This window comes from Mariprofundus ferrinatatus (assembly GCF_002795825.1).
Taxonomy (GTDB): Bacteria; Pseudomonadota; Zetaproteobacteria; order Mariprofundales; family Mariprofundaceae; genus Mariprofundus; species Mariprofundus ferrinatatus.
On record NZ_CP018800.1, the window covers coordinates 1,574,348 to 1,598,735 of the forward strand.

The 24,388-nt window shown below is 54.2% G+C and carries 24 protein-coding genes and 4 tRNA genes; 14 read left to right on the forward strand and 14 right to left on the reverse strand.

Features of this window, described 5'->3' with window-relative positions; genetic code table 11:
• Window positions 1–22 precede the first annotated feature (22 nt).
• Window positions 23–238 carry a hypothetical protein gene (locus tag Ga0123462_RS07600; protein ID WP_100265760.1) on the forward strand — a complete coding sequence of 72 codons (216 nt, stop codon included), beginning with the start codon at window positions 23–25 and terminating at the stop codon, window positions 236–238.
• A gap of 30 nt (window positions 239–268) precedes the next feature.
• On the opposite strand, the gene Ga0123462_RS07605 is transcribed toward Ga0123462_RS07600, so the two are convergent.
• Entirely contained in the window at window positions 269–901 is a 633-nt protein-coding gene (locus tag Ga0123462_RS07605) for an NAD(P)-dependent oxidoreductase (protein ID WP_100265761.1), read from the reverse strand.
• Between the two features lie 115 nt (window positions 902–1,016).
• Window positions 1,017–1,280 carry a 30S ribosomal protein S20 gene (gene rpsT, locus Ga0123462_RS07610; RefSeq protein WP_100265762.1) on the reverse strand — a complete coding sequence of 88 codons (264 nt, stop codon included), beginning with the start codon at window positions 1,278–1,280 and terminating at the stop codon, window positions 1,017–1,019.
• 181 nt (window positions 1,281–1,461) lie between these two features.
• On the opposite strand from rpsT, the gene Ga0123462_RS07615 reads away from it, so the two are divergent.
• From Ga0123462_RS07615 to Ga0123462_RS07625, 3 genes are all read left to right on the forward strand, one after another.
• A complete protein-coding gene (locus Ga0123462_RS07615; RefSeq protein ID WP_100265763.1) occupies window positions 1,462–1,911 on the forward strand; it encodes a CBS domain-containing protein in 450 nt (149 codons plus the stop codon).
• A gap of 74 nt (window positions 1,912–1,985) precedes the next feature.
• Complete coding sequence (locus Ga0123462_RS07620) at window positions 1,986–3,485, forward strand: bifunctional aminoglycoside phosphotransferase/ATP-binding protein (protein ID WP_100265764.1); 1,500 nt, start codon at window positions 1,986–1,988, stop codon at window positions 3,483–3,485.
• A 290-nt stretch (window positions 3,486–3,775) separates the two neighbouring features.
• Window positions 3,776–4,177, forward strand: coding sequence for an STAS/SEC14 domain-containing protein (locus tag Ga0123462_RS07625; protein ID WP_100265765.1), 402 nt, complete (start codon window positions 3,776–3,778; stop codon window positions 4,175–4,177).
• Window positions 4,178–4,205: 28 nt separating this feature from the next.
• Here Ga0123462_RS07625 and Ga0123462_RS07630 read toward each other — a convergent pair whose 3' ends face one another.
• Window positions 4,206–5,573 carry a PhoH family protein gene (locus tag Ga0123462_RS07630; RefSeq protein ID WP_100265766.1) on the reverse strand — a complete coding sequence of 456 codons (1,368 nt, stop codon included), beginning with the start codon at window positions 5,571–5,573 and terminating at the stop codon, window positions 4,206–4,208.
• Between the two features lie 171 nt (window positions 5,574–5,744).
• On the opposite strand from Ga0123462_RS07630, the gene Ga0123462_RS07635 reads away from it, so the two are divergent.
• The 4 genes from Ga0123462_RS07635 (at window position 5,745) to Ga0123462_RS07650 (ending at window position 6,254) form a co-directional block, all read left to right on the forward strand.
• Window positions 5,745–5,820 (forward strand) — tRNA-Gly (locus tag Ga0123462_RS07635).
• 48 nt (window positions 5,821–5,868) lie between these two features.
• Window positions 5,869–5,943: transfer RNA gene (locus tag Ga0123462_RS07640), tRNA-Cys, on the forward strand.
• Window positions 5,944–6,062: 119 nt separating this feature from the next.
• Window positions 6,063–6,138 (forward strand) — tRNA-Gly (locus Ga0123462_RS07645).
• Between the two features lie 41 nt (window positions 6,139–6,179).
• A tRNA-Cys gene (locus Ga0123462_RS07650) sits at window positions 6,180–6,254 on the forward strand.
• A gap of 18 nt (window positions 6,255–6,272) precedes the next feature.
• Here the strand turns inward: Ga0123462_RS07650 and glnE are convergent.
• Entirely contained in the window at window positions 6,273–9,002 is a 2,730-nt protein-coding gene (gene glnE, locus Ga0123462_RS07655) for a bifunctional [glutamate--ammonia ligase]-adenylyl-L-tyrosine phosphorylase/[glutamate--ammonia-ligase] adenylyltransferase (protein ID WP_100265767.1), read from the reverse strand.
• 154 nt (window positions 9,003–9,156) lie between these two features.
• Between glnE and Ga0123462_RS07660 the strand changes: the two genes are divergently transcribed.
• Window positions 9,157–9,381: a hypothetical protein gene (locus Ga0123462_RS07660; protein WP_100265768.1), complete on the forward strand. Its 225-nt coding sequence runs from the start codon at window positions 9,157–9,159 to the stop codon at window positions 9,379–9,381.
• A gap of 65 nt (window positions 9,382–9,446) precedes the next feature.
• Here the strand turns inward: Ga0123462_RS07660 and glnA are convergent, their stop codons facing one another.
• The 5 genes from glnA to rpiA all read right to left on the reverse strand — a co-directional run bounded on the left by glnA (window position 9,447) and on the right by rpiA (window position 14,797).
• Complete coding sequence (gene glnA, locus Ga0123462_RS07665; protein ID WP_198507318.1) at window positions 9,447–10,880, reverse strand: type I glutamate--ammonia ligase; 1,434 nt, start codon at window positions 10,878–10,880, stop codon at window positions 9,447–9,449.
• A 93-nt stretch (window positions 10,881–10,973) separates the two neighbouring features.
• A complete protein-coding gene (locus Ga0123462_RS07670; RefSeq protein WP_100265769.1) occupies window positions 10,974–11,312 on the reverse strand; it encodes a P-II family nitrogen regulator in 339 nt (112 codons plus the stop codon).
• Between the two features lie 58 nt (window positions 11,313–11,370).
• Window positions 11,371–12,984: an NAD+ synthase gene (locus Ga0123462_RS07675; RefSeq protein ID WP_100265770.1), complete on the reverse strand. Its 1,614-nt coding sequence runs from the start codon at window positions 12,982–12,984 to the stop codon at window positions 11,371–11,373.
• Window positions 12,981–14,015, reverse strand: a complete 1,035-nt coding sequence (gene queA / locus Ga0123462_RS07680; RefSeq protein WP_100265771.1) for a tRNA preQ1(34) S-adenosylmethionine ribosyltransferase-isomerase QueA — start codon at window positions 14,013–14,015, stop codon at window positions 12,981–12,983. Before queA ends, Ga0123462_RS07675 begins: the two co-directional genes overlap by 4 nt.
• A 116-nt stretch (window positions 14,016–14,131) precedes the next feature.
• A complete protein-coding gene (gene rpiA / locus Ga0123462_RS07685) occupies window positions 14,132–14,797 on the reverse strand; it encodes a ribose-5-phosphate isomerase RpiA (protein ID WP_100265772.1) in 666 nt (221 codons plus the stop codon).
• A gap of 115 nt (window positions 14,798–14,912) precedes the next feature.
• Between rpiA and Ga0123462_RS07690 the strand changes: the two genes are divergently transcribed.
• Both Ga0123462_RS07690 and Ga0123462_RS07695 read left to right on the forward strand, forming a co-directional pair.
• Entirely contained in the window at window positions 14,913–15,644 is a 732-nt protein-coding gene (locus tag Ga0123462_RS07690) for a hypothetical protein (RefSeq protein ID WP_100265773.1), read from the forward strand.
• Between the two features lie 140 nt (window positions 15,645–15,784).
• A complete protein-coding gene (locus tag Ga0123462_RS07695) occupies window positions 15,785–16,354 on the forward strand; it encodes a Crp/Fnr family transcriptional regulator (RefSeq protein ID WP_157821312.1) in 570 nt (189 codons plus the stop codon).
• A 221-nt stretch (window positions 16,355–16,575) separates the two neighbouring features.
• Here Ga0123462_RS07695 and Ga0123462_RS07700 read toward each other — a convergent pair whose 3' ends face one another.
• The 5 genes from Ga0123462_RS07700 to Ga0123462_RS07720 all read right to left on the reverse strand — a co-directional run bounded on the left by Ga0123462_RS07700 (window position 16,576) and on the right by Ga0123462_RS07720 (window position 21,695).
• Window positions 16,576–17,112, reverse strand: a complete 537-nt coding sequence (locus tag Ga0123462_RS07700) for a GNAT family N-acetyltransferase (RefSeq protein ID WP_100265775.1) — start codon at window positions 17,110–17,112, stop codon at window positions 16,576–16,578.
• Window positions 17,113–17,249: 137 nt separating this feature from the next.
• Window positions 17,250–17,618, reverse strand: coding sequence for a DUF1801 domain-containing protein (locus tag Ga0123462_RS07705; protein WP_100265776.1), 369 nt, complete (start codon window positions 17,616–17,618; stop codon window positions 17,250–17,252).
• Between the two features lie 741 nt (window positions 17,619–18,359).
• Window positions 18,360–19,394 (reverse strand): ribosome small subunit-dependent GTPase A, encoded by a 1,035-nt coding sequence (gene rsgA, locus Ga0123462_RS07710; RefSeq protein ID WP_232726403.1) that lies wholly within the window; start codon window positions 19,392–19,394, stop codon window positions 18,360–18,362.
• Window positions 19,395–19,488: 94 nt separating this feature from the next.
• Entirely contained in the window at window positions 19,489–20,280 is a 792-nt protein-coding gene (locus Ga0123462_RS07715; protein WP_100265777.1) for a metallophosphoesterase, read from the reverse strand.
• On the reverse strand, window positions 20,277–21,695 hold the full coding sequence (locus Ga0123462_RS07720) for a response regulator (RefSeq protein WP_232726404.1): 1,419 nt from the start codon (window positions 21,693–21,695) through the stop codon (window positions 20,277–20,279). Before Ga0123462_RS07720 ends, Ga0123462_RS07715 begins: the two co-directional genes overlap by 4 nt.
• 90 nt (window positions 21,696–21,785) lie before the next feature.
• On the opposite strand from Ga0123462_RS07720, the gene nadC reads away from it, so the two are divergent.
• The 3 genes from nadC to Ga0123462_RS07735 are packed head-to-tail and all read left to right on the forward strand — an operon-like array spanning window position 21,786 to window position 24,381.
• On the forward strand, window positions 21,786–22,622 hold the full coding sequence (gene nadC, locus Ga0123462_RS07725; RefSeq protein WP_100265779.1) for a carboxylating nicotinate-nucleotide diphosphorylase: 837 nt from the start codon (window positions 21,786–21,788) through the stop codon (window positions 22,620–22,622).
• Entirely contained in the window at window positions 22,619–23,578 is a 960-nt protein-coding gene (locus Ga0123462_RS07730; protein ID WP_100265780.1) for a biotin--[acetyl-CoA-carboxylase] ligase, read from the forward strand. The genes nadC and Ga0123462_RS07730 overlap by 4 nt, the downstream gene beginning before the upstream one ends.
• Window positions 23,575–24,381: a type III pantothenate kinase gene (locus Ga0123462_RS07735; RefSeq protein WP_100265781.1), complete on the forward strand. Its 807-nt coding sequence runs from the start codon at window positions 23,575–23,577 to the stop codon at window positions 24,379–24,381. Before Ga0123462_RS07730 ends, Ga0123462_RS07735 begins: the two co-directional genes overlap by 4 nt.
• Window positions 24,382–24,388: the final 7 nt, after the last annotated feature.

The following is a 24,388-nucleotide window of genomic DNA, read 5'->3' on the forward strand; positions in this document are numbered from 1 at the left end:
CGGAAGTATCGGGAGAACATTTATGGAATCCAGCCAGTCAAAACATGCACACCATGTTGTTAAATCGTTCAAGAAAATAATTCCGGACGATGCCAGCTCAATCCTGAGCGCCGAGCATTACGAAGAGCTGGCCCTGCTGATTGAAGCAGCAATCGACTCTGCACTGGTGGATCAGCTGGAGGCGGCATCCAATATCGCTAAAAAGGCGGCCAAAGAGATCAAGGCACTGGGACGCTGATTCAAGCCTGAAAAGCGTACCGCCTTTGAATCAGTAGGTCAGCAGCGGTGTCTGGTGAATATACTCGGGATGCTCCAGTTCTCCCAGCATGAAATGGGCAACATCTTTACGCGAGATCTTTCCCGCCTTAACGCCCGTCAGGTCGGTTAACACGCGATAGTTACCTGTTTTGGCTGTTCTGGTCAGCAGTGCAGGGCGAATAATGGTCCAGTCGCAATCGCTTGCCCGGATGATCTCCTCCTGACGGTTCTTATCGTCATATAGATGTTTCAGCAAAACCGGACGCGTCACTTTGTCGTAAAGAAAACCACCATGGCCTTCGCTATCGCCTGCGCCGATTCCGGTTACCGCCAGCAGCCGTTTGACCCCGGCACGCTTCATGCCGCTCAGAACATTCCTGCTCCCTTCAGAGAAGAGGTTGACCGGTTTGCTGGATGGAACCATACCCACGGTAATGCACACGGCATCCTGCCCGACGCATGCCCCCTCAACGATCTTACGGGTATGGATATCCCCCTGTCGCACCTTCAGCCGTTTATGCGGGTGGTCGTCGAATACCGACTTGTCACGCATTAAAGCCGTTACATAGTGTCCTGCATCAATTGCCTGTTTCACCAGTTCCAGGCCGATGCCGCGCGATGCGCCAATGATCAGGATTTTCATTCGCTCTCCTAAACTCCATTCCGGATTCCGCTGAACGAACCCTACATTATCAGGAACAAAAAAAAGCCCGCCGGACAAATAGTCGGACGGGCTTTAGAAAATCGGATGCGCGCTATCAGGCGATCGCTTTAACCTTTGCATTCAGGCGGGAGACGCGACGGGCTGCCTGATTGGAATGAATCTGGTTCTTGCGGCCGGCACGATCGATCAGCGAAGTAGCCTCACGCAGTGCAACAGTTGCGTTCTCTTTGTCGCCGGCATCAACAGCAGCCAGTACCTTCTTGATTGCAGTACGCATAGAAGATTTCTGCGTGCGGTTCTGCAGACGTTTTTTCTGATCCTGTCGTGCACGTTTCAGTGCAGATGCATGGTTTGCCACGTTTACTTGCTCCTTGCAGCCTCTCAACTGCCCTTGATATGGGCGCGGAACAATACCGTTTCGCACTAGACTGTCAACTGATTACTTGCTGATAAAGCGGGTGCACAAAATGAAAAATGGGTCTATGCTCGCCACTGTAATGCAGACGCATTATGGAAAGTTTCGATTGTTAGGGGGAATCATGAAAGTTTCAGATGTAATGTCTCGGGGCAGTCTAACCTGCAAGGCAGGCGACTCGTTGCACGATGCAACGCAAAAAATGGTTATGCGCCGCTGTGGCTCGCTGCCTGTGGTTGATGACAAAGATGAGAGCAAGCTGATCGGCATCGTCACCATTCGCGACACCATGCTGCCGCTGTATCCGAATTTCGGCGAGTATATCCATGACGCAAAAACCGCTCGCGATTTCGAGGATATGGAAGAAAATTATAAGCGTGTCATGTGCATGAAGATCAGGGATGTCATGACACCCGATCCGATGACCGTCGCCTCCGACACTCCGGTGCTGAAAGCAGCTTCTTATATGGGCCTGAAGAACCTGCGTCGAATCCCGGTTGTCGATGATGGCAAGCTTGTCGGCATGATCAGCATTGGTGATATCAACCGTGGCATGTTTATCCATAACGGCTGATTTTTTTGTTGCTGCACAACTTTCAGGCCCCGGCTTTTGTCGGGGCCTGTTTTGTTTAAAGGTAAGGATTAAACATGGAACAGCTCCCTGACCATATCCGCCCTTTTTTCGAGCCTGCCATCTATCCGCATCCGGCAGCGCATATCGAGATGATCCAGACCCATATCTCGTGGGTGATCCTGGCCGGTGACTACGCCTATAAATTCAAGAAACCGGTCGACTTCGGCTTTCTTGATTTCACCACACTCGCCAAACGCAAATATTTCTGTGAACGGGAGCTGGAGCTCAATCGCAGGATCTCGCCGGAAATCTATATCGATACCGTTCCGGTCAGCGAAGAGCACGGTAACTATTCATTCGGGGAGCGTGGAAACATTGTCGATTACTGCCTGAAAATGCGCCGTTTCTCCCAGAATGACCTGCTCGATCAAAGACTTGCATCAGACAGCTTCAATGCAGCATGGATGGACCGGCTCGCTGCCGATACCGCAGAATTTCATGCCGAGTCCGAACCCAATTACGATATCGATCATATCGGGCTGCTCAGATCCCATATCGAAACGAACCTGAATTCAGCATCAAGGCATCTGGAGAGCGGTTTGAACAGGCAGACGATCGAAGTCTTAATGCAATTTGCAGAAGAGGAGCTGCCACCACTGCAGCACTTGCTTGAAATTCGTCAGCGTAAAGGATGCATTCGCCACTGCCATGGCGATCTGCATATGAAAAATATCACCCTGATTGATGATCGCCCGCGCCTGTTCGACTGTATTGAGTTCAATGATGACTTTGCCACCATCGATACCATGAATGATGTGGCATTCCTGATCATGGATTGCGATGCCCACGGAAGAGCCGATCTGGGCATGCGCTTTCTCTCCCGTTACCTTGAGTTTTCGGGTGATTACGATGGTCTTGAACTACTGCCGCTCTACCTCTTCTACCGCGCCTCGGTACGCGGCAAGGTAGCCTGCCTGCTGGCTGATGAACTGGATGGCCCTCAGCGTCAGGCACAACTTGACGAAGCGGCAAAATATTTTGACCTGGCCCTGCAATACACCGAATCACGCAGGGGCAACCTGTTCGCAGTCGCCGGCCTCTCCGGTAGCGGCAAGAGCCACCTGGCGCTCATCGGCTGTGGCATTGAGCGCGCGGTCATCATTCGCAGCGATGCCACACGCAAACGGATTGCCCCGCTATACCCTGAGCTGGAGCTCTACAGCCGGGAGATGCATATACTCACCTACAGGGCCATGTTTGCTGCTGCCAATACCGCCCTTGATGCGGGCTTCCCGGTCATCCTCGATGCAACATTTATCCATCCTGATTCACGCCGGCGGCTTAAAGCACTCGCCGATACCTGTGACACACCACCCTACTTCTACTGGCTGGATATAGAGCCCTCCCTGTTAAGGGAGAGAATCAAAGCGCGCCAGCAGCAAACCAGCGACATCTCCGATGCAGACCTGCATGTACTCGCACTGCAACTTGCAGAATATCGCCGACCAGATGAGGCGTGGGTTCATTTTCTCGGTTCAAGCAACAGCTGGCCACAAACGCCCCTTCTGCTTTAAAACGCCTTGTTGCATGCGGGACAAGCAATTGTGACAGGTCTTACATCCAGCAATCACCCCTCCATTATGATCGCACCCAGCCAGACAGGTTATACAAGGAGGAGAGCATGGTTGAATTCAAGAATCTGATGAAACACCCGATGGTCGCGGGCACCATTCTCTATCTTGCTGTTTTCATCACCCACGCGCCAACCGGGGCAATCTGACTGGCAGCTCCCATTTTCTGGTCTATACTATATTTCAAGACAACTGAAGGGACGTGATGCGCGTATGCATTACAATGGGATGAGATGACCGCCAAACACTACGTTGATCGAGAGCACAGAGTGATTATTACCACCTGGGACGGCCACGTGTCAGACCAGGATCTCATTGCTGCGCTCAGCAGTTACCTGCAGGAGTACCGGTGCGACAGCGAATACCACAACTACGACGAGCTGCTCGACTTCAGTCACGCCGCCGAAATCAACCTGACAACAAAAGGGATCATTGAGCTCAGCAAGCTCTCTCATCAATCGGATGTCGAGGGGGTACAGACCAGGCTCGCCATCATTGCAACCTCACCGCTCACCTTTGGCCTTGCCAGAATGTATGTCGCCTATCGGAACCTGCTTTCCAGCAGCAAGATCATGAAAGTGGTGAAAACCAAGGATGATGCGTTCACCTGGCTCAGAACCCCTGTTGAATCGTAAAGTCCCGGGTAATATCCAGCTCGCCCTGTTAAAGAACTTCGACAGCCTTGGCGGCAAGCCTTGACCTTTCACTCGCCTTCAGTGCGATATGTCCGGCATGCTCCCAGCCGGCAAAGGCTGACACTGCAAGCGTAAGGCCATTGGTGTGCGCGGTGAGATATGGCGTATCGATCTGTGCATTGTTACCCAGCAGGATAATTTTCGAATCTTCACCCATACGCGTTACAATCGTTTTCATCTGGTGCGGCGTCAGGTTCTGCGCCTCATCTACAATCAGCCATGTCTTCGTAAAAGTTCGCCCTCGTGCGAAGGAGAGTGCGGCAATCTCGATCCGGTGCTGGCCCAGGACATCGCCGATATTCTGGGCTTCATCGCCAAGCAGGATGGAGAGGTTGTCGGTAATTGCACCCATCCACGGCTCCAGTTTTTCACGCTCGGTACCCGGAAGGAAGCCGATATCCTGCCCCATAGGAACGGTGGCGCGGGTAACCAGAATCTTCTCATACAAGCCCATATCCAGCGTCTGATGCAGACCTGCTGCAAGCGCCAGCAGGGTTTTACCGGAACCGGCAAGCCCCAGCATCGCGACCAGATCGAGCTCGGCATCCATCAACAGGTTCATCGCCATGTTCTGCTCAAGGTTTCTGGCCTGAATGCCCCAGATGGCATGCCGCTCTGTACGGTATGAGGTGATATCGCACAGATGTACCCTGCGATTCTCATCGATCTGGGTGCAATGCATGGCAATTTCGCGCTCACCGGGAAGAACCACGAATGATTTAAGAAATGGCATATCCATCCCTTCAGGCCAGGTAACCACAAAGTGATTGCCGCGGTCATGCTCCAGCATCTCCATTCCTTCAGCCATTGCCGTCCAGACCTCTTCATCCAGACGAACCTTGCCGCTTGGCAGAATGGAGAGATCGCTGATCACACGATCGGAGCGGTAATCTTCAGTTTTCAGCCCGAGAGCACGCGCTTTGACACGCAGATTGATATCCTTGGATACCAGAATGACCTGACGATCAGGATGCTCCTGCTTTACCGACAGGCAGACCGCGATAATCCGGTTATCACCACCACCTCTGGCCAGAGACTCCGGCAACAGGTCCAGCGCCTTCTGGTGAGACATTTCAAAAAAGAGCCTGCCGCCTCCAGGCAACTCACACCCTTTTGAAAGGTCATCGCACGCCTCACTCAACTCATCGAGCTGGCGTGAAGCCTCGCGCACATTTCGGGCCAGTTCATCCAGACCCTTCTTCACCTTATCCATCTCTTCGAGCACCACAATCGGCAGCACAACATCATGCTCATCGAAGTGTTGCAGGGAATTCGGGTCGTGCACCAGCACATTGGTATCAAGAATGTAGATCTTGCGTTGCTGTATATCGATCAAGAGACATCTCCCGGTAGTTGGTTATGGATATTGCTGGATAAGATCAGGGCCTGACACATCGGGTGGATATCGTCATATCGACTGCAGGCCATGAGATACAATCTGATCTACTTTCATCCCGAAAGTCAATGCTTGACACCACCCGATCATTCGCCATTATTCGCGCCGTTCGCGGGTATAGCTCAGTTGGTAGAGCGCGACCTTGCCAAGGTCGAGGTCACCGGTTCGAGCCCGGTTACCCGCTCCAGATTAAAGGGGGGCAGCGCCCCCCTTTTTTTTCTTCATGGTTGATAACGGCAGGGTGGCTCAGTGGTACGGCGGAGGACTGCAAATCCTTTATTCGCGAGTTCGATTCTCGCCCCTGCCTCCAACCAATCCATCGGATCGAAACAGAAACCTTATCACTGGCAAATCAGACCCTGCATTTTCACTGTAAAACCACGATCCCCTTTGACAACGCCTGAACAGAAGGCAATATTCGCCCTCTTCGCGGGTATAGCTCAGTTGGTAGAGCGCGACCTTGCCAAGGTCGAGGTCACCGGTTCGAGCCCGGTTACCCGCTCCAGGTTTAAAAGGGATAATCCCCTTATGTAAGTGGTTGATAACGGCAGGGTGGCTCAGTGGTACGGCGGAGGACTGCAAATCCTTTATTCGCGAGTTCGATTCTCGCCCCTGCCTCCAACCAATCTCTTGAAAAGTTCAGGTGACAAGTAAGCGATTGTAAGCTGCGCGAACCCTCTGCATGCGATCTTTCAGCGCATCAGGCGTGGTGATGGCGGCATGACGGCGCATCGTCTCCCACTCGGTCGCCTCCGCTCTGTTGGGAAGTTTTCCGATAGAGCGCCAAAGCTCCACCCGCAATGCATTCTCCATCTGGCGGTAATCGAGATAGCTATCGGCCAGCCAGCCACCCTCCTCTCTCCAGGCAGCCGGCGCGCAGTCCGGAATGTCACGCAGAACATCGATCGTCCTGCGCGCAGCTCCTCCAAATGCCAGCCTGGCATACTGTGCCAGAAACTCGATATCGACGAGGCCGCCTTCATCCTGTTTCAGGTTGATGATCTCATCAGATCTGCTGGAGAGGTGTTCAACCATCTTGCTGCGCATCTCCAATACATCGGCTGCCAGCGCTTTTCGATCCCGAGGCTTGTTCAATACCTCAGCAACAACGGATTCCACTGCCGCCTTTGCATCCTGGGGGCCAGCCGCCGCCCTGGATCTGCAGAGCGCCTGGTGCTCCCATGTCTGCGCTTCACCCAGCTGATAGTCATGGAAGCCCTTCAGACTGGTCACCAGCACGCCGCTACTGCCCGATGGCCGAAGCCTGGCATCGAATTCAAAACCGGCACCAAACGGTGGCGCTGCTGTCAGGTACTGGATCGCCCTGCGACCGATACGCTGGGCATGCTCACCGAAACTCCGTTTACCGCACATCTCTCCGGGATTGTCATGCACCAGCACAAACACCATATCGAGATCGGAAACCAGCCCCATCTCATGCGATCCGTGTTTACCCATCGCCAATGCCACGAACGGGAAATCCTTAGGTAAATCCATCTGAGAAAGGCAGAGGCGAATCACTGCAGACGTTGCAGCATCAGCCATATCTGCCATCCATCCGCCGACAGTCATTGCATCTGCCGTATGCGCATCCACTGCCAGAGCACAGAGAAGGCGCGCCCGATCCACCCAGCGCCCGATATCGGCCAGAGCCTGTTCGATATCATCAAATTGATCCAGTGAATCAAGGCCGGCACAGATATCCCTGATATCCGCTTCGCTATGCTCGGTCATCAGCGGCCACTCCAGCCAGGAAGGGTCTTTTACAATGTGGTCAGCAAGATACCGGCTGGCCGAAAGCACACCGATCAGCCAATCCAGCGCACCCTGATGCGTGGCCAGAAGATCGATCCAGGTCGCACGCCCTGAAACCGAACGGATAAGGTCTGCAAACGCTTCAAGCGCTGTAACACCATTTTCATCATCAAGCCATTTCGGCATCGCCTGATCAAGGATACGGCTCACCTGGGCTCTGCTCCGTTCTGGAAGCAGCCCTCGTAACAGCCATGCATCAACCCTCTCAAGCGCCAGCAGCATACGATCACGATCCTCATCAGAGCGACCTTGCAGCCCCTCATTTGCGCCGGAGAGCCAGTCCCTCTCCTTCTGCTCTTCGCCGACCGGTTTCACAAACTTGCCGAATGCGCTCTCAACAATGGCGGCGTGGTGCACCATCTGCTGCTCAATATCCGCAATGCCGGTCGCGGTACTCAGGTAATCGGCATAATCATCAGGCAATTTATGGGTCTGCTCGCCACGACGGGACTGAATCGCGTGCTCGATACGGCGCCAGAAGCGGTAGGCCGCTTTCAATTCGCTTACATCCTCTTCTGCAATCACACCCGCATCCATCAGCCGATCGATCGCCTGCATGCTTGGTTGAATCCTCAGATCCTTGTTGCGTCCGGCATGCAGCAGCTGCATCGACTGGATGATGAATTCGATCTCGCGTATGCCGCCCCTGCCGCGCTTCACATCATAACCCGGGGCAATACCGCCAGAACCTGCCTGGCCATCAATACGCCGCTTCATCTCCGCCAGTGCTGCCACCGTGGTATAATCGAGGTAACGTCTGAATATAAAGGGTGCAATACCCTCGATAAAGGCGTCACCCAGCTGCATATCTCCGGCCACGGGACGCGCCTTGATCAACATTGCCCGCTCCCAGGTCTGGCCATATTCAAGATAGTGGGAAAGGGTTGCTTCAAGGTGCTGGACTATGGCGGATCCGTCGCCGCCCGGCCGCAGACGCATATCCACCGGCCAGACAATGCCGTCCGCAGTACGTTCGCTCATCAGGCGAATCAGCATGCGTGAGAGATGCATGTAATATTCAGGAGCAGGAATCGATTGTCGCCCGCCCACCGTATTACCGTTGCCCTGCCATATAAAGAGCGGATCGACATCCGAGCCGAGATTCAACTCACGGCCGCCGAGTTTACCAAGCCCTATCACACAGAAAGAGCCTCCTTCAACATGGCCGTAACGGGGTGCGATCAGGCGTTCTGCCATCCTTACCGCCTCGCCCATAAGCCCTGACGCAAGGTCGGCGATGGCTCGGCAGGAGATATCCATGTCACCCCGCAGACCCATTTCCCACCAGATCAGGTGGCGGTGCCCGCGATGCTTGCAGCGGCGCAAATGAGACATGCAGGCAACCAGATCGCTGCTCTGGCTTGGCGGCACCCATGTCTCTCCGGCATCCGGCAGCACTGCCTCTTCAAGCGGCCTGAACAACAGCCTGCACTCCTCCTCTCCGGCACTGCGCATCAGCTGCGAGAACTGGGGGGAAATGTTAAACAGGCGCCGTACATCGCCATGCAGGTTTTCAGGTACATACTGGAGGATGGAATCGATCTGCTCACTCATTGCATAACTATACCTGTTCAATCCTCAGAGTGAAAACCTTCAGAGAGGCTGGGAGTGATTCCCTTAATTTCTTCTCAAGCGGACCGATAGAGAGAGTAAAGGATCAGACAGAGACGCTCCGGACTGATCCAACAAACAGAATGGAGGACCAGTTATGCAGCAGCAGATCGTTAAAGTAACCGGTATTTCCAATTTCGGAAGACGCTGGTCAAATAAAATGGGAAACCCCTGGAATGTACGGAGAGTGGCCGATCACGTCCTGTTTTCCACCAGGCCCGGTCCGTGGATACTTATCGAGCGCAACCATTTTCAGCGCTGGGTCAATCTGCATGCGGACCAGAACTTTCTAATCAAGTGGAGTGATCCGCAAACCCACTGAACCCTTCATCGCCAATAAAAAAGGCCGCCCATGGGGCGGCCTTTTTATTGTTTCCGGAAATGGAATTATACTGAGTAGTACAGTTCAAATTCCTTCGGATGCGGACGCATACGAACTTCATTGAGCTCTTCCATCTTCAGTTCGATGTAGGCATCGATCATGTCGTCATCCATGACACCGCCGACTTTCAGGAAGTCACGATCTGCATCCAGCGCTTTCAGAGCCTCTTCCAGACCACCGCAGACGGTTGGAATCTTCTTGCCCTCTTCCGGTGGAAGATCGTAGAGATTCTTATCTGCAGCTTCGCCCGGATCGATCTTGTTGGCCACACCGTCCAGACCAGCCAGCATCATGGCAGTGAATGCCAGGTACGGGTTGGCGGTGCAGTCCGGGAAGCGAACCTCGATGCGGCGAGCCGGATCGGAGTTTACAACCGGGATACGGATAGAGGCGGAACGGTTACGGTTGGAGTAAGCCAGCATAACCGGTGCTTCAAAGCCCGGAACCAGACGCTTGTAGGAGTTGGTAGAGGCATTGGTGATCGCATTCAGTGCCTTGGCATGCTTGATGATACCACCGATGTACCAGAGCGCTTCCTGTGAGAGGTTGGCATACTTGTCGCCTGCGAACAGGTTCTTGCCATTCAGCCACAGGGACTGGTGCACGTGCATGGCAGTGCCGTTGTCGCCGTAGATCGGCTTAGGCATGAAGGTTGCAGTCTTACCGTGGGCATGGGCTACGTTGTGCACAACATACTTGTACCACTGAACCTCATCCGCCTTCTGGATCAACTCAGCGAATTTCATCGCCAACTCACACTGACCGGCAGTAGCAACTTCATGATGATGCGCTTCCATATGAATACCGAGATCGGACATCACCAGGGACATGTCGTTACGAATCTCGTGCAGTGAGTCGATTGGGGGAACCGGGAAGTAACCGCCTTTCACACGTGGACGGTGACCTGAGTTACGCATCAGACCTTCAGAGGTGTCGGCAAAGTTCTTGTTGGAGTTCCAGGCGGCCTCTTCGGATTCGATCTGGTAGCCACAGCTACCCATCTCGTTGCTGAAGGTTACACCGTCAAAAATGAAGAACTCCAGTTCAGGACCGAAGTATGCGGTATCGGCGATACCGGCTGAACGGATGTAGTTCAGTGCGCGCTGGGCAATCTGACGCGGGCAGCGGTTATACTCCTGGCCGGTAATCGGATCGATCACCTGAGCAACCAGCACCAGCGTGGAAGACTCGAAGAATGGATCGATATTCGCACTTGTCGGATCAGGAATCAGCGCCATGTCTGAATTATTAATATCACACCAGCCGGCAACGGATGAGCCGTCGAAGGCGAAACCGTCTTCGAATGAATCTTCACTCAACTGATGAATTGGATAGGTAACGTGCTGCCACTTGCCGCGCGTATCGGTAAAACGTACGTCGACAAACTCGCACTCGTTCTCTTCGATCATGTCGAAGACTTTTTTGATTGCGTCACTCACAACTATTTCTCCTGTTCAATTAGAAAGTCCCACCCGGTAAAATGAGAAGCGCGACTTTGTCACAAGCCGCACAAAAAGGCAATCGCCTGAGAATCAAAGTGCCTCGTCGTCTCGCTCGCCTGTACGGATACGGATGGCCTGCTCAACCGGTGACACAAAGATCTTGCCGTCCCCCACCTTGCCGGTTGAAGCAGCAGAGCAGATCGCCGCAAGCGCCTCATCGACGCGATCATCGCCAACCACCACATCCACCTTCACTTTCGGGACAAAATCAACCACATATTCGGCACCACGATAGAGTTCGGTATGCCCCTTCTGGCGACCATGACCTTTCACTTCTGTAATAGTCATGCCGTCAATACCAAGCTCACTGAGTGCATCTTTAACGTCATCGACTTTGAACGGCTTGATAATTGCTTCGATCTTCTTCATGGACTCTCCTTGATAACGACTGCAGGCAGAGGCCTGCACCCACTAATCATCCTGCAGTTTATTTCTCCCACTCATAAAAGTGGTGTGTGATCGGGTAACGACGATCGCGGCCAAAGGCACGTTCGGTAATTTTCACACCCGGTGGCGCCTGCCTGCGCTTGTACTCCGCCAGCTGCAGCATACGTACCACACGCTCAACTTCCGCCCGATTATAACCTCGCGCAGCAATTTCATCCACGCCCAGCCGCTCCTCGATATTCGCCTTCAGGATTGCATCGAGCACCTCGTAATCGGGCAGTGAGTCGGAATCCTTCTGATCGGGGCGAAGCTCCGCCGATGGAGGCTTGCTAATTGTATTCCACGGAATCACCTCTTCACTCCGGTTGATCCAGCGGGAAAGTTCAAAGGCCTGTGTCTTATAGACATCCTTGAGAACGGCGAAGCCACCGGCCATATCGCCGTAGAGGGTGGCATATCCAACCGCCATCTCCGACTTGTTGCCGGTAGTCAGCAGCATGCGCCCGGTTTTATTGGAGATCGCCATCAGCAGCAAACCCCGGATGCGCGCCTGGATGTTCTCCTCGGTCACATCCGCTTCACTCTTGCCCCATTCGGCAAAGGTGTCGGCCAAAATATCTTCAGCGGCAGATACTCCTGAGGCAATCGGCAGTGTAACCGCTTCAATGCCAAGATTGGCGACCAGGGCTTCGGCATCCGAAATCGAGTGATCACTCGAATAACGTGAGGGAAGCAGCACACCCAGTACATTCTCAGCGCCAAGCGCCTGCACAGCGATCACCGCAGTCAGTGCCGAATCAATACCGCCCGAGAGGCCGATCACCACCTGTCTGCATCCATTGCGGTGTACGTAGTCGCGCACCCCCATCACCAGTGCCCTGTGCACCTGCTCAATGGCTTCAGGAAGCGGGCTTATGATCCTCCCCTCCTCTGATTCGGTATCGACAGTGCCGACCCAGCTCTCGAACAGGGGGGCACGCAGAACCAGATCTCCTGCACCATCCACCACATGGGAGCCGCCATCAAATACGATCTCATCCTGGCCACCCACCGGATTCACATAGACAAGCGGCACGCCGAATTGCATTGCCCGGCGTCTGACCAGCGCTTCGCGCTCCAGCTGCTTATTGGTATGAAAAGGGGAAGCATTGAGATTGACCCATAGGTCACAATCCATTTCGGCCTGCCGCCTGGCCAGATCGTCGTGCCAAAGGTCCTCACAGATGCCAACGCCAATCCTGTGGCCGTTCACCTCCACAACCGCATTCGTGCCATTGCCTGCGGAGAAATACCGCTGCTCATCGAAAACGCCGTAGTTGGGCAATCGCTGTTTGTCATAAACACCCAGCAGTTTGCCGTTCTGCGCCAACAGCACCGAGTTGCGCAGCGACTCTCCGTCACGACGGGGGGCACCAAATACAGCGCATACGGCAGATGTGCCTGCAATCACCTGCCCAACCGCTTTATCCACGGCGATCATAAATGCCGGTCGTTTGAGAAGGTCTTCAGGCGGATAGCCGGTAACAGTCAATTCCGGGAAAACAGCCAGATCGCACCCTTGATGCTCAGCCTCCCGCAACGCCTCATGTATCAGGCGGACATTACCCTCAAGATCACCGACTCTGGGGGCTATCTGGGCAATCAACAGCTTCATGCGTCAGACAACTTCGGCACGAACATCGCATCGCCATAGGAGTAGAAGCGGTAACCGGACTCCCTTGCATGGGTGTAGGCATCCAGCACCCTTGCACGACCGGCAAGTGCGGCCACCAGCATGATCAGGGTCGATTTCGGCAAATGAAAATTGGTCAGCAGTGCGTCCACAGTGCGGAAATGGTAACCGGGATAGATAAAGATGGAAGTACGCCCCGCACCTGCTTTCAGCTCCCCTGCAGCGGAGGCAGCCTCCAGCGTACGCAGGGAGGTGGTACCCACAGCCACGATACGTCGCCCCTCCGCCTTGGCACGATTGACTGTCTCGGCCGTCTGCTCGGGCACAATATACGCCTCTTCATGCATCACATGGCTGTTCACATCATCAACCTGAACCGGCTGAAAGGTGCCTGGGCCGACATGCAGTGTCACATGGGCAAAGGTTGCTCCCGCCTGCTGCATGGCCGCCATCAACTCTGAAGTCAGATGCAGCCCGGCAGTTGGCGCCGCCACAGCGCCGGCATGCCTGGCAAACACGGTCTGGTAACGTTCACGGTCCTCCCGGGAATCAGGCCTGTCAATATAGGGGGGAAGCGGCATGTGACCATGCGATTCAATGGCGGCCGGCACATCATCGGCACACAACAGCACCTCAACATTCTTGCCATCACGCGTGAGCACCTCAGCACTGAAACTGTCTGAAAACACAACGATGGTGCCCGGCTTCAGCGGCTTGTTCGATTTACCCCAGGCGAGCCAGACATTGTTCTCGCCGGCAGGCTCCAGCAGCAGTATCTCCACCCTGCCGCCGCTCGGCTTATTGCCAACCAGCCGGGCGGGAATCACGCGGGTATCGTTCAGCACCCAGACATCACCCGGCTTCACCAGCAGCGGAAGATCGCGGATCATTGAGTCGACAAGCGCGCCGCCATCTTCGGGGATACAGAGAAGGCGCGAGGCATCACGTGCCTCTAACGGCCTTTTGGCTATTAGATATTCCGGAAGCTCGAAATCGAAATCGCTGACCTGCATGCGGCGGACTCTAGTGCGGATTTTCTAATAGAACAGACTCGAATCACCCGGCAGCAGGAGGCGTCACCCAGAAGCCGTCCCGGCCATGAAGCCGCTACGCCTGCTGCGTGATCCGATCAGAGGCTAACGACGCCTGCAGGTGTACCCATCAGAACGATGTCAGCCCCCTGATGCGAGAAGATACCGTTGGTAACCACGCCCGGAATACTGTTGAGGTGATCCTCCATCTTACGGGCCTCATAAATCTTAAGGTCATGCACATCGATAATGATGTTACCGTTATCGGTCGTGAAACCTTCACGCAATACAGGCCTGCCGCCTAGCTTGGCCGCCTCAAATGCAACCAGCTCACGCGCCATCGGAATCACCTCGATCGGCAGCGGAAATGCGCCCAGATACTCGACCTTTTTGCTCTCATCAACGATACAGATGAACTGTGAAGAGGCTGCCGCGACGATCTTCTCGCGCGTCAGGGCACCGCCCCCGCCCTTGGTCAGGTTGCGCTCAGGATCGAATTCGTCTGCGCCATCAATATAGACGGACAAAGTATCCACCCTCGTCAGGGCATCATTGAGGTCGAGAACCGGAATTCCGTGCCCGGCCAACCGTTCCGCAGTGGCGTCGGAGCTTGCGACTGCGCCGAGAATTTCATCCTTCATACCCGCCAGCGCATCAATAAACATATTGGCGGTAGAGCCGGTACCAACACCGACAATCGTACCCGGCTTCACATATGCCAGCGCTGCTTCAGCTACTTTCCGTTTCATTTCGTCCTGGGTCATCCATCCCTCCTCTTAAAACTCGAACAGCAATCTAACGGCTTCGCGGAGTTTCGGCAAAGGCAGGCAGCTTCACAACCCATTTGCTGTAATCGCCTCCAGCCCCTAACCTGCCGCCATGCTGGAATCCATAGTTATGAGCGACGTTGTCCTGAGTGCACTGGTACTGTTCGGTATCCTGCAACTGGCCTGGTTCTCGGTCATGATGCTGCGCCGCGGCATTGCACCGGACACCATCCAGCACGCCATCCCCCCGCTGCTGGCGATCTGGGTTCTGATGTGGCCGGTCTATACGGACAGCCGCTGGCTCTGGATCGGGGTTGCCCTTCTGGCGCTTCTCAGTCTCGCTGCCGTCACGGTGAACTCCCCTTTCTGGCAGCATCTGCGGGCGGCCTGGACATGGAGCCCTGATGCGGATGATCTGGGTATGGATATCTACTTCCGCCCCAACCTGCCTCCACTGACCCAGGCTATCGCCTCAATATTCATCGCCGCGTTATGGTTTCAGGCGATACCTGAATTCGGGTTCGGGCTGGCCCTCTGTTTCTGCCTGGCATTTCCTGCTGCAGCCCTCATTGACCGCTTCGGAAGCGTTAAATTCAATTTCCGCAGGCTGGGCTTTCCGGCCCACCCCAGCCAGACGCTCGCCGGCCATCTGATTCTGATTGCGGCCTGCACCATCCTGCTCTGCTGGAGCCTGCATGTTTACCACGGCACGGATTGGCAGATACTTTTCATTGCCACTTTGATCGCGGCCATGACCACCTCAGCGAGCCGCGCGGTGGTTCCGGGGCGCTGGAATGCACCGGCTGCGATGTTTACTACCGGTGCCGTGATGTGGCTGCTATAATCAGGCTGCAGTCAGGGCCTGTGCATTGGTGATTAATCTCACTGAAGGAAGAGTGCTAAAGGTCAGCGTACGCAACATAAAAGGTATGGCACAGCGCATGAAAACAGTGGTGTGCAGAGATGGTTTCACAGGAGAAACAGATGGCAATTGATATTTCATGGCTGGAAAAGAACATACTGAAAAGAGAGGTCACGGCGGCTGAACGCAGCGCCCTTGACTGCATAACCGTCTCCAACTTTTCTGCCGGAGAGAAGATCATTACCGAGGGGCAGGCCGGTGGCACGCTAGAGATCATGCGCTCCGGCAAGGCCAAGGTTGAGGATAATAACCGCTACGAGGGCCGCGTCATTCTCGCCGAGATCGAATCCGGAACCATTTTCGGCGAACTCAGCTTCCTGAACAGCAAGCGCAAGAGTGCCGACGTAACCGCCCTCGAAGATTGCGTGGTTTACGATCTTAAACAGGAAGATTTCACCGAACTGATGAAGAATCATCATGAACTGGCCTACACCATCCTTACCGCCATCATGGATCGCCAGACCAGTATCATTATGTCCCAGCGCGTCACGCTCGCACCGCTGCTGCGCAACCTGAAAGAGAAGGCCAAGAAGCTGCCGCTGTTTATCAAGGTGGCCCCGGTTGTCTTTATCATCCTATATATACTGGCCTTCTTCTACATCTCCTACAAAGACTTCGATTACAGCAACTAAAGCGACGGGATAAACCCATGAAACGATGAAAAAACGGGCGCACTGGCTGCGCCCGTTTCTGTTTTTCTGCCTGCATCAACTTCACGAAGGGCTGCTTCCGGCCAGTTTCGGTCATTCAATTATCAGGTATAACGCTTCACATCACCAGCAGCAAAAAAGCAGCGCGGGGAACGCGCGGCGCTTTTTCTGTCCGGGTGCATGTGATTATTATGTTTTTTTGGTTACCAATAGACGGGGTCAATGAATTCCTTAACGCACAGGGGACGTTTACTGATAGTAGGAATTGGCTCTCCCGTTAAAGACTGCCCAAGCCAGCCAAAAGGCATTGAGAGCTTTAGCGGAGCCTTAATTACATTTTCTGAAAGCGCCTGAAACCCTACCTTTGAATAAAAGGATGGATCTCCATATGTAACAGCAACATTAGCAGCGCGCCTTTTCAGTTCATCAAGCCCGTAATTGATTAAAGCCTGACCGATTCCTTTGCCCTGATGTTCAGCGCTCACTGCAACTGGGGCGAGCATGTAAACCAGAATAGGCTTACTAAAATGAAGGCGAGTGAAAAAAATACAACCGATGAGTGTTTCATCTTCGTATGCGCCGATACAGATTATTTCTTTATTGTCGATGTTTGATGCCAACTGTAAAGAAAGGCTGCCAATCAATTTTCCTTCCTTTTCGCCCTCTGATGAGGTGAATACAGAAGTGAATAGCTCTTCTACCTCTTTTTGTTTTGATTTGTCCAAGATTCGATGAATCATGCCTTACCTTTCAAGATTTCTGCTCTTATCGTTTTGGAATATAACATATATTAGACACCATTTTGGTGACTATTCTGACTTGGTGAAGCTGGCGAGGTCGAGTGTCTGTTGCTGGCCGAGAGCTGTCATTCATAGCCTTAGCTGTTTATCGATAGCTCTAATGCCTGTTTAACAAAAGACGCTACTTTCTTGGCCTCAATATCAGCCAAGCCGTGGATTTTTATATGGCGGCGAAACTTACCACCTCCCTCCAGTATGTTGCTTGGATCATCCAAGCTGGCTCCGAAAGAAAATTCGAACGAGACATGGTTTTTGTAAGCGAAGATACCTCCAAAATCCCTTTCTAGAGAGAGCATTATGCCGCCATACATCATTCGCTCATTGATATTCGAATCAGTCTGGAATACGACTTTGCGAAGTTTCTCTATGATATCTGATTTATCAGGATCGCTGACAATAATATCGTCCAGAAAACTCTGAACCTGTTCATTATTTGAACTTGTCATTGCTTCCCTCCGGTTGATTGAGTTGCGACTAAATATGGTGAACTGAAAAACCATCCTGTTTCAGCCTACTTTAGCATGATATACAAATGCCTGCTTCTGGCCGTTCTAAGACGGTCAGAATGCTAGAGCGCTAGTCTCAATCCAGTGGCACCCAGATTTGTCCGGACTGGGGAACCTTGAGTCACTCGAACCAACTGAGTTGAATGACTACTTGCGGCCATAATTAGATTTAAATGTTACTGAATTGGGAGTTTATACCCTACCCTTTGCTTCATGGTAGTAGATGCAGCCAAGCGCACACACATCTTCTTTCTTTGCGTATGGGTGACTACTCCTTTCAAGCTCAATGCCATGGTTGTTGCATAATGTGTCTTCTACTTCCCAGCAGCGCATGGGCGCCTTCAGTCTATACATTGGGCAATCTACATTGTGACAACCTAAGTACTCATAGCATTGTTCCATGTCTTTCTCCAATCGACTTCTAACTAAACAAATAGCTCCTTATCATTATTATTGTAGCAATGATAATCGTTAATTTGAAGAGATGGCTGCATCTGACTGGTTTGAGATAGTCAAAAGTTGATAGGAATCACCTCATTCCAATAGTGCCCAGATTTGTCCGGACTGGGGAGCCAGGCAGGACTCGAACGAATGGCCGAGATTGCTCCCTGATGACCTGCAGGAGTCAGCCACCATTGGACATGAAAGCCCTGCATGGCTCTATCTGTTCACATGGCGCGGTTATTTTTTACCTGACTTAGACTTTTTGTAGGCATGTATGTAACGCCCGAACTCCCTCTCTTTCGCCCTTTTCTCCGCCAGGGTGGCGGCATTCAGCTCCTGCTCTTTCATCAGCTTCAGGTAATTGGCAAGGCGCCGCCCATCCAGATCCCCTGATTCAATTGCAGCACGGACGGCACATCCGGGCTCATTCTCATGCTGGCAGTTCTTAAACCTGCACTGCCCGGCAAGCTCACCGATTTCGCGGAAGGTTTCATCGACCCCCTGCTCGCAGCCGGCCAGTTGAAGTTCCCGCATACCAGGCGTATCGAGCAGAAGTCCGCCCGAGGGGAGCATGTGAATGGATCGCGATGTCGTGGCGTGGCGACCCTTTGCATCATCTTCCCGGATAGAACTGGTATGTTGGACATGCTCTCCAAGCAGGGTGTTGATCAGTGTTGATTTGCCAACACCGGACGAGCCAAGAAAGGCGAGTGTTTTCCCTTCTGCGCACCAGGCATCCAGCTTGCGCACACTGTCCGAATCAAGGCTGTTCACGGCAACTGTTTCAAGAAACCGATCCATCGCATTTATCTGTTCTATGTATTGATCCGGATCTTCGCAGGTATCAAGTTTTGTCAGGATAATTACAGGCTCAACGCCTGCCTCATTGGCCAACGCCAGGTAGCGTTCAATACGATTGAGGTTGAAATCCTGATTCATGGAGCTGACGATAAACACCGTATCGATATTGGAAGCAATCAATTGAGTTGAAACCTTCGTGCCGGCGGCCTTGCGGGAAAAAAGCGAAAGCCTCTCGAGCAGACGGATAAATTTTCCCGATGCGTCGAGTACAACCCAGTCGCCGACCGCGAACGCAGGCATACCTTTAGAGATATGAATCGATCTCCTGCCCTCTGAAGTCTGCACATGGATTACGCCTCTTTCCTGCGAGATCACTCGCCCCATTGTGGCGCTTTCCCACTCCTCAAGCGTGAGCTGTTGCTGGTAATATGGCTTCCAACCCAACTGAATCAGTGCACTGACATCTGGCAAAACAACCTCCTGAAACCCTATCTGCACACTACCGGGCAACCCTTAGTTGCCGAATGGCCGGAAGCAGCAGCTCACACCTATGCCAATCAGATGATCAATAGGGTTCGATGTTGTTCAGGTCCGGTGGAATAAACCCGTTAATGCGCTCCACCGCTGTCTGAATCTGGCCATTATCCATCAACCTTATCCAGCGATAGCCCGGGGAGATATCATCCATGCCGAAATCATCACTCCTGCGTTTAAACTGGATACATGTCGATGGGGATCCGAGCACCCGAACCCCGTCATGGAAAGTATCGAATGCCTGATGAATATGCCCGGCAAGGATTACCCTGACCTGCGGAAAATCAGCAATCAGTTCCCAAAACTCATCCCTGTTCTCAAGCCCGATGGCATCCAGCCAGCGACTGCCCACATCGAGCGGAGGATGATGCAGTGCGATCAGCGTGTGCTTGTCACCACCGGTCTGCAGCAGCGCACGCAAACGGTTGAGCTCACTGAGACGCAAGAATCCGGCAATGCTTCCCGGCCTGTGCGAATTGAGCGTAATCACCTGCCAGTGCTCAAGCTGCAGATGGTCGCTATAAACGGAGTGCTCTTCCAGGGCCGGGATCAGCGACGCCTTGAGAACGGAAATATTGGCATGGTTGCCGGGAGAGATCATCACAGGCACACGCCATGGAAGCATCTCAGCCACCTTCCGATACGTGGCAGCAGCCTCATCCTGCGCCATGTCGCCTCCGAGCACGACCGCATCGGGATTGGGGAAGCGATCATGTGCAGCCTTAAGCACAGACGCATAGCTGTCACGTGGACGCACCCCTTTCAACTCGCCAGCCGGATCTTCATAGAGATGCGAATCAGAGATGTGCAACAGCAGGCTCACTGCCCCACCTCCGTGAGAAGCCTGCTAACAAAAGCCTCCGCCTCCTCCGGCATATAACTCACCCGGACATGCACCCTGTATGGGTCATCTGAACGGGAGGGCATCGTTTTGACATATAACTCGGATATGCCATCCGGCAGTATCACCTTCAGGCTGGTAAGCGGCGTGCTCTCCTTCTCTAGCTGCATCTCGAACACCGAATGGCTCAGCCTGAGTATTTTCCCACCAAACGGTTCGCGTGCAAACTTGCCCTCAAGCCGGCACACCTGCACATCCAGCGGGTAAGCGGGCTCGACCAATGGCTCATCGACTTTTTCCGGCAGCAGCAACGGTTCATCCCCATAAACACCGCCGATGTCGAAGATGGTCATCTCCTCGCTGATACCCTTCGGTGTTACCTTCAGCTCATCGTCGATGCGCACCTCAACCGCACAAGCATCGCGCGTCTCTTCGGAAATCAGGATCTGCCCCCCTACGGTATAGGACTCGATCCTCGATGCGGTATTCACCACCCTGCCGACCACGGCGTACTTACTGCGCTTTTTCGAGCCGATATTGCCGACGATGGCTGCACCGCTGTTGATTCCGATTCCCATCTGCAGTGCCGGATACCCAAGCTCCACGTATCGCCCGTTCACCCTCTCCATCGTCTGCTGCATCTCCACCGCACAGCGCACCGCTCGCAGCGCGTCATCCTCACGCTCAATCGGTGCGCCGAAGATGGCCAGGATGGCATCGCCGATAAACTCATCGATGGTGCCCATATGTTTCTGGATCACCTCGGTCATCTCACCGAGATAGATATTGATCATATCGACCACGGTTTCGGCGGGCAGCCGCTCCCCGATCGAGGTAAAGCCCCTGAGATCGGACATCAGTACGGTCACATCACGCTTTTCACCACCAAGCTTCAGGCCGTGCGGCGAATCGATCAGGCTGTCGACAATCTCCTCTGAAAGGTAACGACCGAAGGTGTCGCGAATAAACCGGTAAGCGGATCTGAGCTTCAGGTGGGTTCGCACCCGCGCATGCACGATCGCGGGCGTGATCGGTTTATTGATATAATCGACAGCCCCCACTTCAAAGCCCTGAACTTCGTCGCGGGTCTCATTCATCGCAGTCACGAAGATCACCGGAATCCCCTCGCTGCGCGGGCTCTCCTTCAATCGCCTGCACACTTCGTAGCCATCCATGCCCGGCATCATGATATCGAGAAGGATCAGATCGGGCGGTGAATCAGAGAAGCAGAGTTTCAGTGCCTGCTCTCCGTTGATCGCCACCTTGACCTTATATTCCGACCGCAAAATACCGCGTAACACATCAATATTCTCAGGGGTGTCATCAACAACCAGAATGGTTGCCTTCTCCTGCTCCGGCGCCATCACCGTTGCAGCGCTATCCGATTGGTCGCTCATGCCGACAATATATACACGAACCGTCAGCAGTTACACCCATTTGAACAACCTTAAGATGACATTTAACCGCAGGTTCATAGAGTTCACAGAATGCAGACGAATAACAGCCAACTCATCCAGACCGCACTTGCCGAAGATGCCGCCTTCAACGACCTGACAGGCATGGCCACTATCGCTGCGGATGCGGTTGGCAGCGCCCGTATCAGCGCCAAGGCATCGGGCACACTCTCGGGCATCACCCTTGCCGACGAGGTGTTTGCCACTGTTGATGCCGCAATCGGCCGCAACTGGCATCGCAATGATTCTGAGCAGGTGAATGCCGGGGATATTATCTGTGAACTCACCGGCCCGCTTCGCGCCCTGCTGGCTGCCGAACGCACGGCGCTCAACTTCCTGCAGCACCTCTCAGGCATTGCCACCGCCACCCGTGCTTTTGTCGAGGCGGTAAACGGCACCGGCTGCAAAGTGGCCGATACGCGCAAAACGACGCCGGGGCTGCGCCGGCTTGAAAAACAGGCAGTGCTTCACGGTGGCGGCATCAACCACCGCATTGACCTTGAGAGCGGCATGCTGATCAAGGAGAATCATATCGAGGCGTGCGGCTCGATCAGCAGTGCGATTCGCGCCTGCAGGGAAGAGAGCAGCGGCATCTGGGTCGAGGTTGAGTGCGAAACCATGGATGAGGTAGAGGAGGCGGTATCTGCCCTCCCGGACATTATCCTGCTCGACAACATGACTCCTGAAACCGTTGCTGTTGCCCGCACTCTCGTGCCCGCATCAATCATCCTCGAGGCCTCAGGCAACATCACCCTTGCCAACGCCCGCAGCTATGCCGAAACCGGCATCGACCGCATCGCCATCGGCGCCATTACCCACTCGGCCCCTGCGCTCGACCTCTCCATGCGCATTACCGGCAGACAGTCGTGAACGCTGTCCGCGAAAAGATTCTGGCAAGGCTTGATGCAAGTCCGGAACCGGTCTCCGGAGACATGCTTGCCAAAGAGCTGGGGCTGTCGCGCACCGGCATCTGGAAACATATCGAACAGCTTCGCAAGAGTGGTGCAGATATCGTGGCCCACTCGGGACAGGGGTATTCGCTTGCATCGGAAGTGTTCAGCAGCGGCGTGCTGGCTGGACGCTGTAACGGAAAGCGGATAGGCCGCCAGATCCTGGTACTCGACGAGACCGATTCAACCAACCGCGATGCCATGGCTGAGGCGGAAAAAGGGGCTGAAGAGGGACTGGTCATAATTTCACGGCGGCAGCGTGCCGGCAAAGGGCGCCTCGGGCGCCGCTGGCATACCGTGGCCGATTCGCTCGCATGCAGCGTACTGCTTCGCCCCGACCTGCCGCCGGAACAGGTGCCGCAACTCTCGCTGCTCACCTCGGTTGCCCTGCATGACGGACTGGGTGATTTCGCGCAGGATCTTCGCATCAAGTGGCCGAACGACATTCTTCATCGCAATGCCAAACTGGCCGGTATTCTCACCGAGATGCGCGCCGAACCGGGGCGCGTTCATTCGGTCGTGCTCGGCTTCGGCATCAACCTCGGGGCCCCCGTCGAGGGGTGGCCCTCCGACATCACCCAGAGAGCCACCGACCTCTTCACCATATCCGGCAGCAGAGCATCGCGGCTCGATGTCGCTGCTGCAGTGATCAATGCGCTGGACTACTGGTACGACATCTATCTGGAGCAGGGTTTTGCCCCCGTTCATGCCGCCTGGTGGCGAGCGCATGCCGCATCAGGACAGAAGGTGCGCGTCCACAACGGCAAAGATTACATCGATGGCATCGCCACGGCGCTGGATCAGGATGGCGCCCTGCTGCTGAAGACAATCCGCGGCACAGAGCGCATCATTGCGGGCGACCTGGAGTTAAGATGAGCAAATATCCACCAGACAGACAGCGGCTGCTTGTTGCTGACATCGGCAATACTCAGATGGTGTTCGGCCTCTATGAGGGTCAGGAGCTGCTCACCCACTGGCGTCTTTCCAGCCAGCGGCAGATGACACCCGATGAACTTGCCTGGCAGCTGCATGGCATGTTCGAGCAGTCCGGTCAGGCTGCCAGCGATATTGACGGCATTCTGGTCGCAAGTGTGGTCCCCCACCTGGATGGCACGCTTAAGGTGGCCTGCCAGCGCACCTTCGCCAGGAGCCCTGCTTTTGTCGGTTCATCCGAGGTCAGAACGGGGATGGCGGTCGACTATAAAAACCCGCGCGAGGTGGGTGCCGATCGCATCGTCAATGCGATTGCGGCAAGGGAATCGTTCGGTGCGCCGGTAATCGTACTCGACTGCGGTACCGCCACCACCTTCGATATCGTTTCACCCTCCGGCCACTATGCAGGCGGCCTTATCCTGCCGGGCATTGAGATTTCACTGAAAGCGCTTTGCGAACGTGCGGCCAAACTGCCCGAGGTATCCGTAAGCAAAAGCAAAGCCCTGATTGCCCGCGATACCGCCAGCAGCATGCAGGCAGGCAGCTACTGGGGAGCGGTGGAAAGTTATGCCGGCATCATCAGAAGGCTTCGCGAAGAGCCCGGTTACGGGGATGCTCCGATTGTAGCGACGGGCGGACTGATAACGCTGCTTAAAGAGGATCTTCCTGAGATCAACCATATTGACCCGTACCTGACCCTTGCAGGGCTGCAGCTGCTCGGCGCACGTCACTTTTCAGTGGGTTAACAGAGGG

What these genes read in the sequence shown, in the direction of transcription:
- Ga0123462_RS07690 (WP_100265773.1), top strand. Translation starts at nt 14,913, where the DNA reads ATGCTGGAATCCATAGTTATGAGCGACGTTGTCCTGAGTGCACTGGTA.
- rpiA (WP_100265772.1), bottom strand. Translation starts at nt 14,797, where the DNA reads ATGACCCAGGACGAAATGAAACGGAAAGTAGCTGAAGCAGCGCTGGCA.
- Ga0123462_RS07625 (WP_100265765.1), top strand. Translation starts at nt 3,776, where the DNA reads ATGACCGCCAAACACTACGTTGATCGAGAGCACAGAGTGATTATTACC.
- queA (WP_100265771.1), bottom strand. Translation starts at nt 14,015, where the DNA reads ATGCAGGTCAGCGATTTCGATTTCGAGCTTCCGGAATATCTAATAGCC.
- Ga0123462_RS07695 (WP_157821312.1), top strand. Translation starts at nt 15,785, where the DNA reads ATGGCAATTGATATTTCATGGCTGGAAAAGAACATACTGAAAAGAGAG.
- Ga0123462_RS07660 (WP_100265768.1), top strand. Translation starts at nt 9,157, where the DNA reads ATGCAGCAGCAGATCGTTAAAGTAACCGGTATTTCCAATTTCGGAAGA.
- glnE (WP_100265767.1), bottom strand. Translation starts at nt 9,002, where the DNA reads ATGAGTGAGCAGATCGATTCCATCCTCCAGTATGTACCTGAAAACCTG.
- Ga0123462_RS07735 (WP_100265781.1), top strand. Translation starts at nt 23,575, where the DNA reads ATGAGCAAATATCCACCAGACAGACAGCGGCTGCTTGTTGCTGACATC.
- Ga0123462_RS07675 (WP_100265770.1), bottom strand. Translation starts at nt 12,984, where the DNA reads ATGAAGCTGTTGATTGCCCAGATAGCCCCCAGAGTCGGTGATCTTGAG.
- Ga0123462_RS07605 (WP_100265761.1), bottom strand. Translation starts at nt 901, where the DNA reads ATGAAAATCCTGATCATTGGCGCATCGCGCGGCATCGGCCTGGAACTG.
- Ga0123462_RS07600 (WP_100265760.1), top strand. Translation starts at nt 23, where the DNA reads ATGGAATCCAGCCAGTCAAAACATGCACACCATGTTGTTAAATCGTTC.
- Ga0123462_RS07620 (WP_100265764.1), top strand. Translation starts at nt 1,986, where the DNA reads ATGGAACAGCTCCCTGACCATATCCGCCCTTTTTTCGAGCCTGCCATC.
- Ga0123462_RS07615 (WP_100265763.1), top strand. Translation starts at nt 1,462, where the DNA reads ATGAAAGTTTCAGATGTAATGTCTCGGGGCAGTCTAACCTGCAAGGCA.
- Ga0123462_RS07700 (WP_100265775.1), bottom strand. Translation starts at nt 17,112, where the DNA reads ATGATTCATCGAATCTTGGACAAATCAAAACAAAAAGAGGTAGAAGAG.
- Ga0123462_RS07670 (WP_100265769.1), bottom strand. Translation starts at nt 11,312, where the DNA reads ATGAAGAAGATCGAAGCAATTATCAAGCCGTTCAAAGTCGATGACGTT.
- Ga0123462_RS07720 (WP_232726404.1), bottom strand. Translation starts at nt 21,695, where the DNA reads ATGAGCGACCAATCGGATAGCGCTGCAACGGTGATGGCGCCGGAGCAG.
- nadC (WP_100265779.1), top strand. Translation starts at nt 21,786, where the DNA reads ATGCAGACGAATAACAGCCAACTCATCCAGACCGCACTTGCCGAAGAT.
- Ga0123462_RS07705 (WP_100265776.1), bottom strand. Translation starts at nt 17,618, where the DNA reads ATGACAAGTTCAAATAATGAACAGGTTCAGAGTTTTCTGGACGATATT.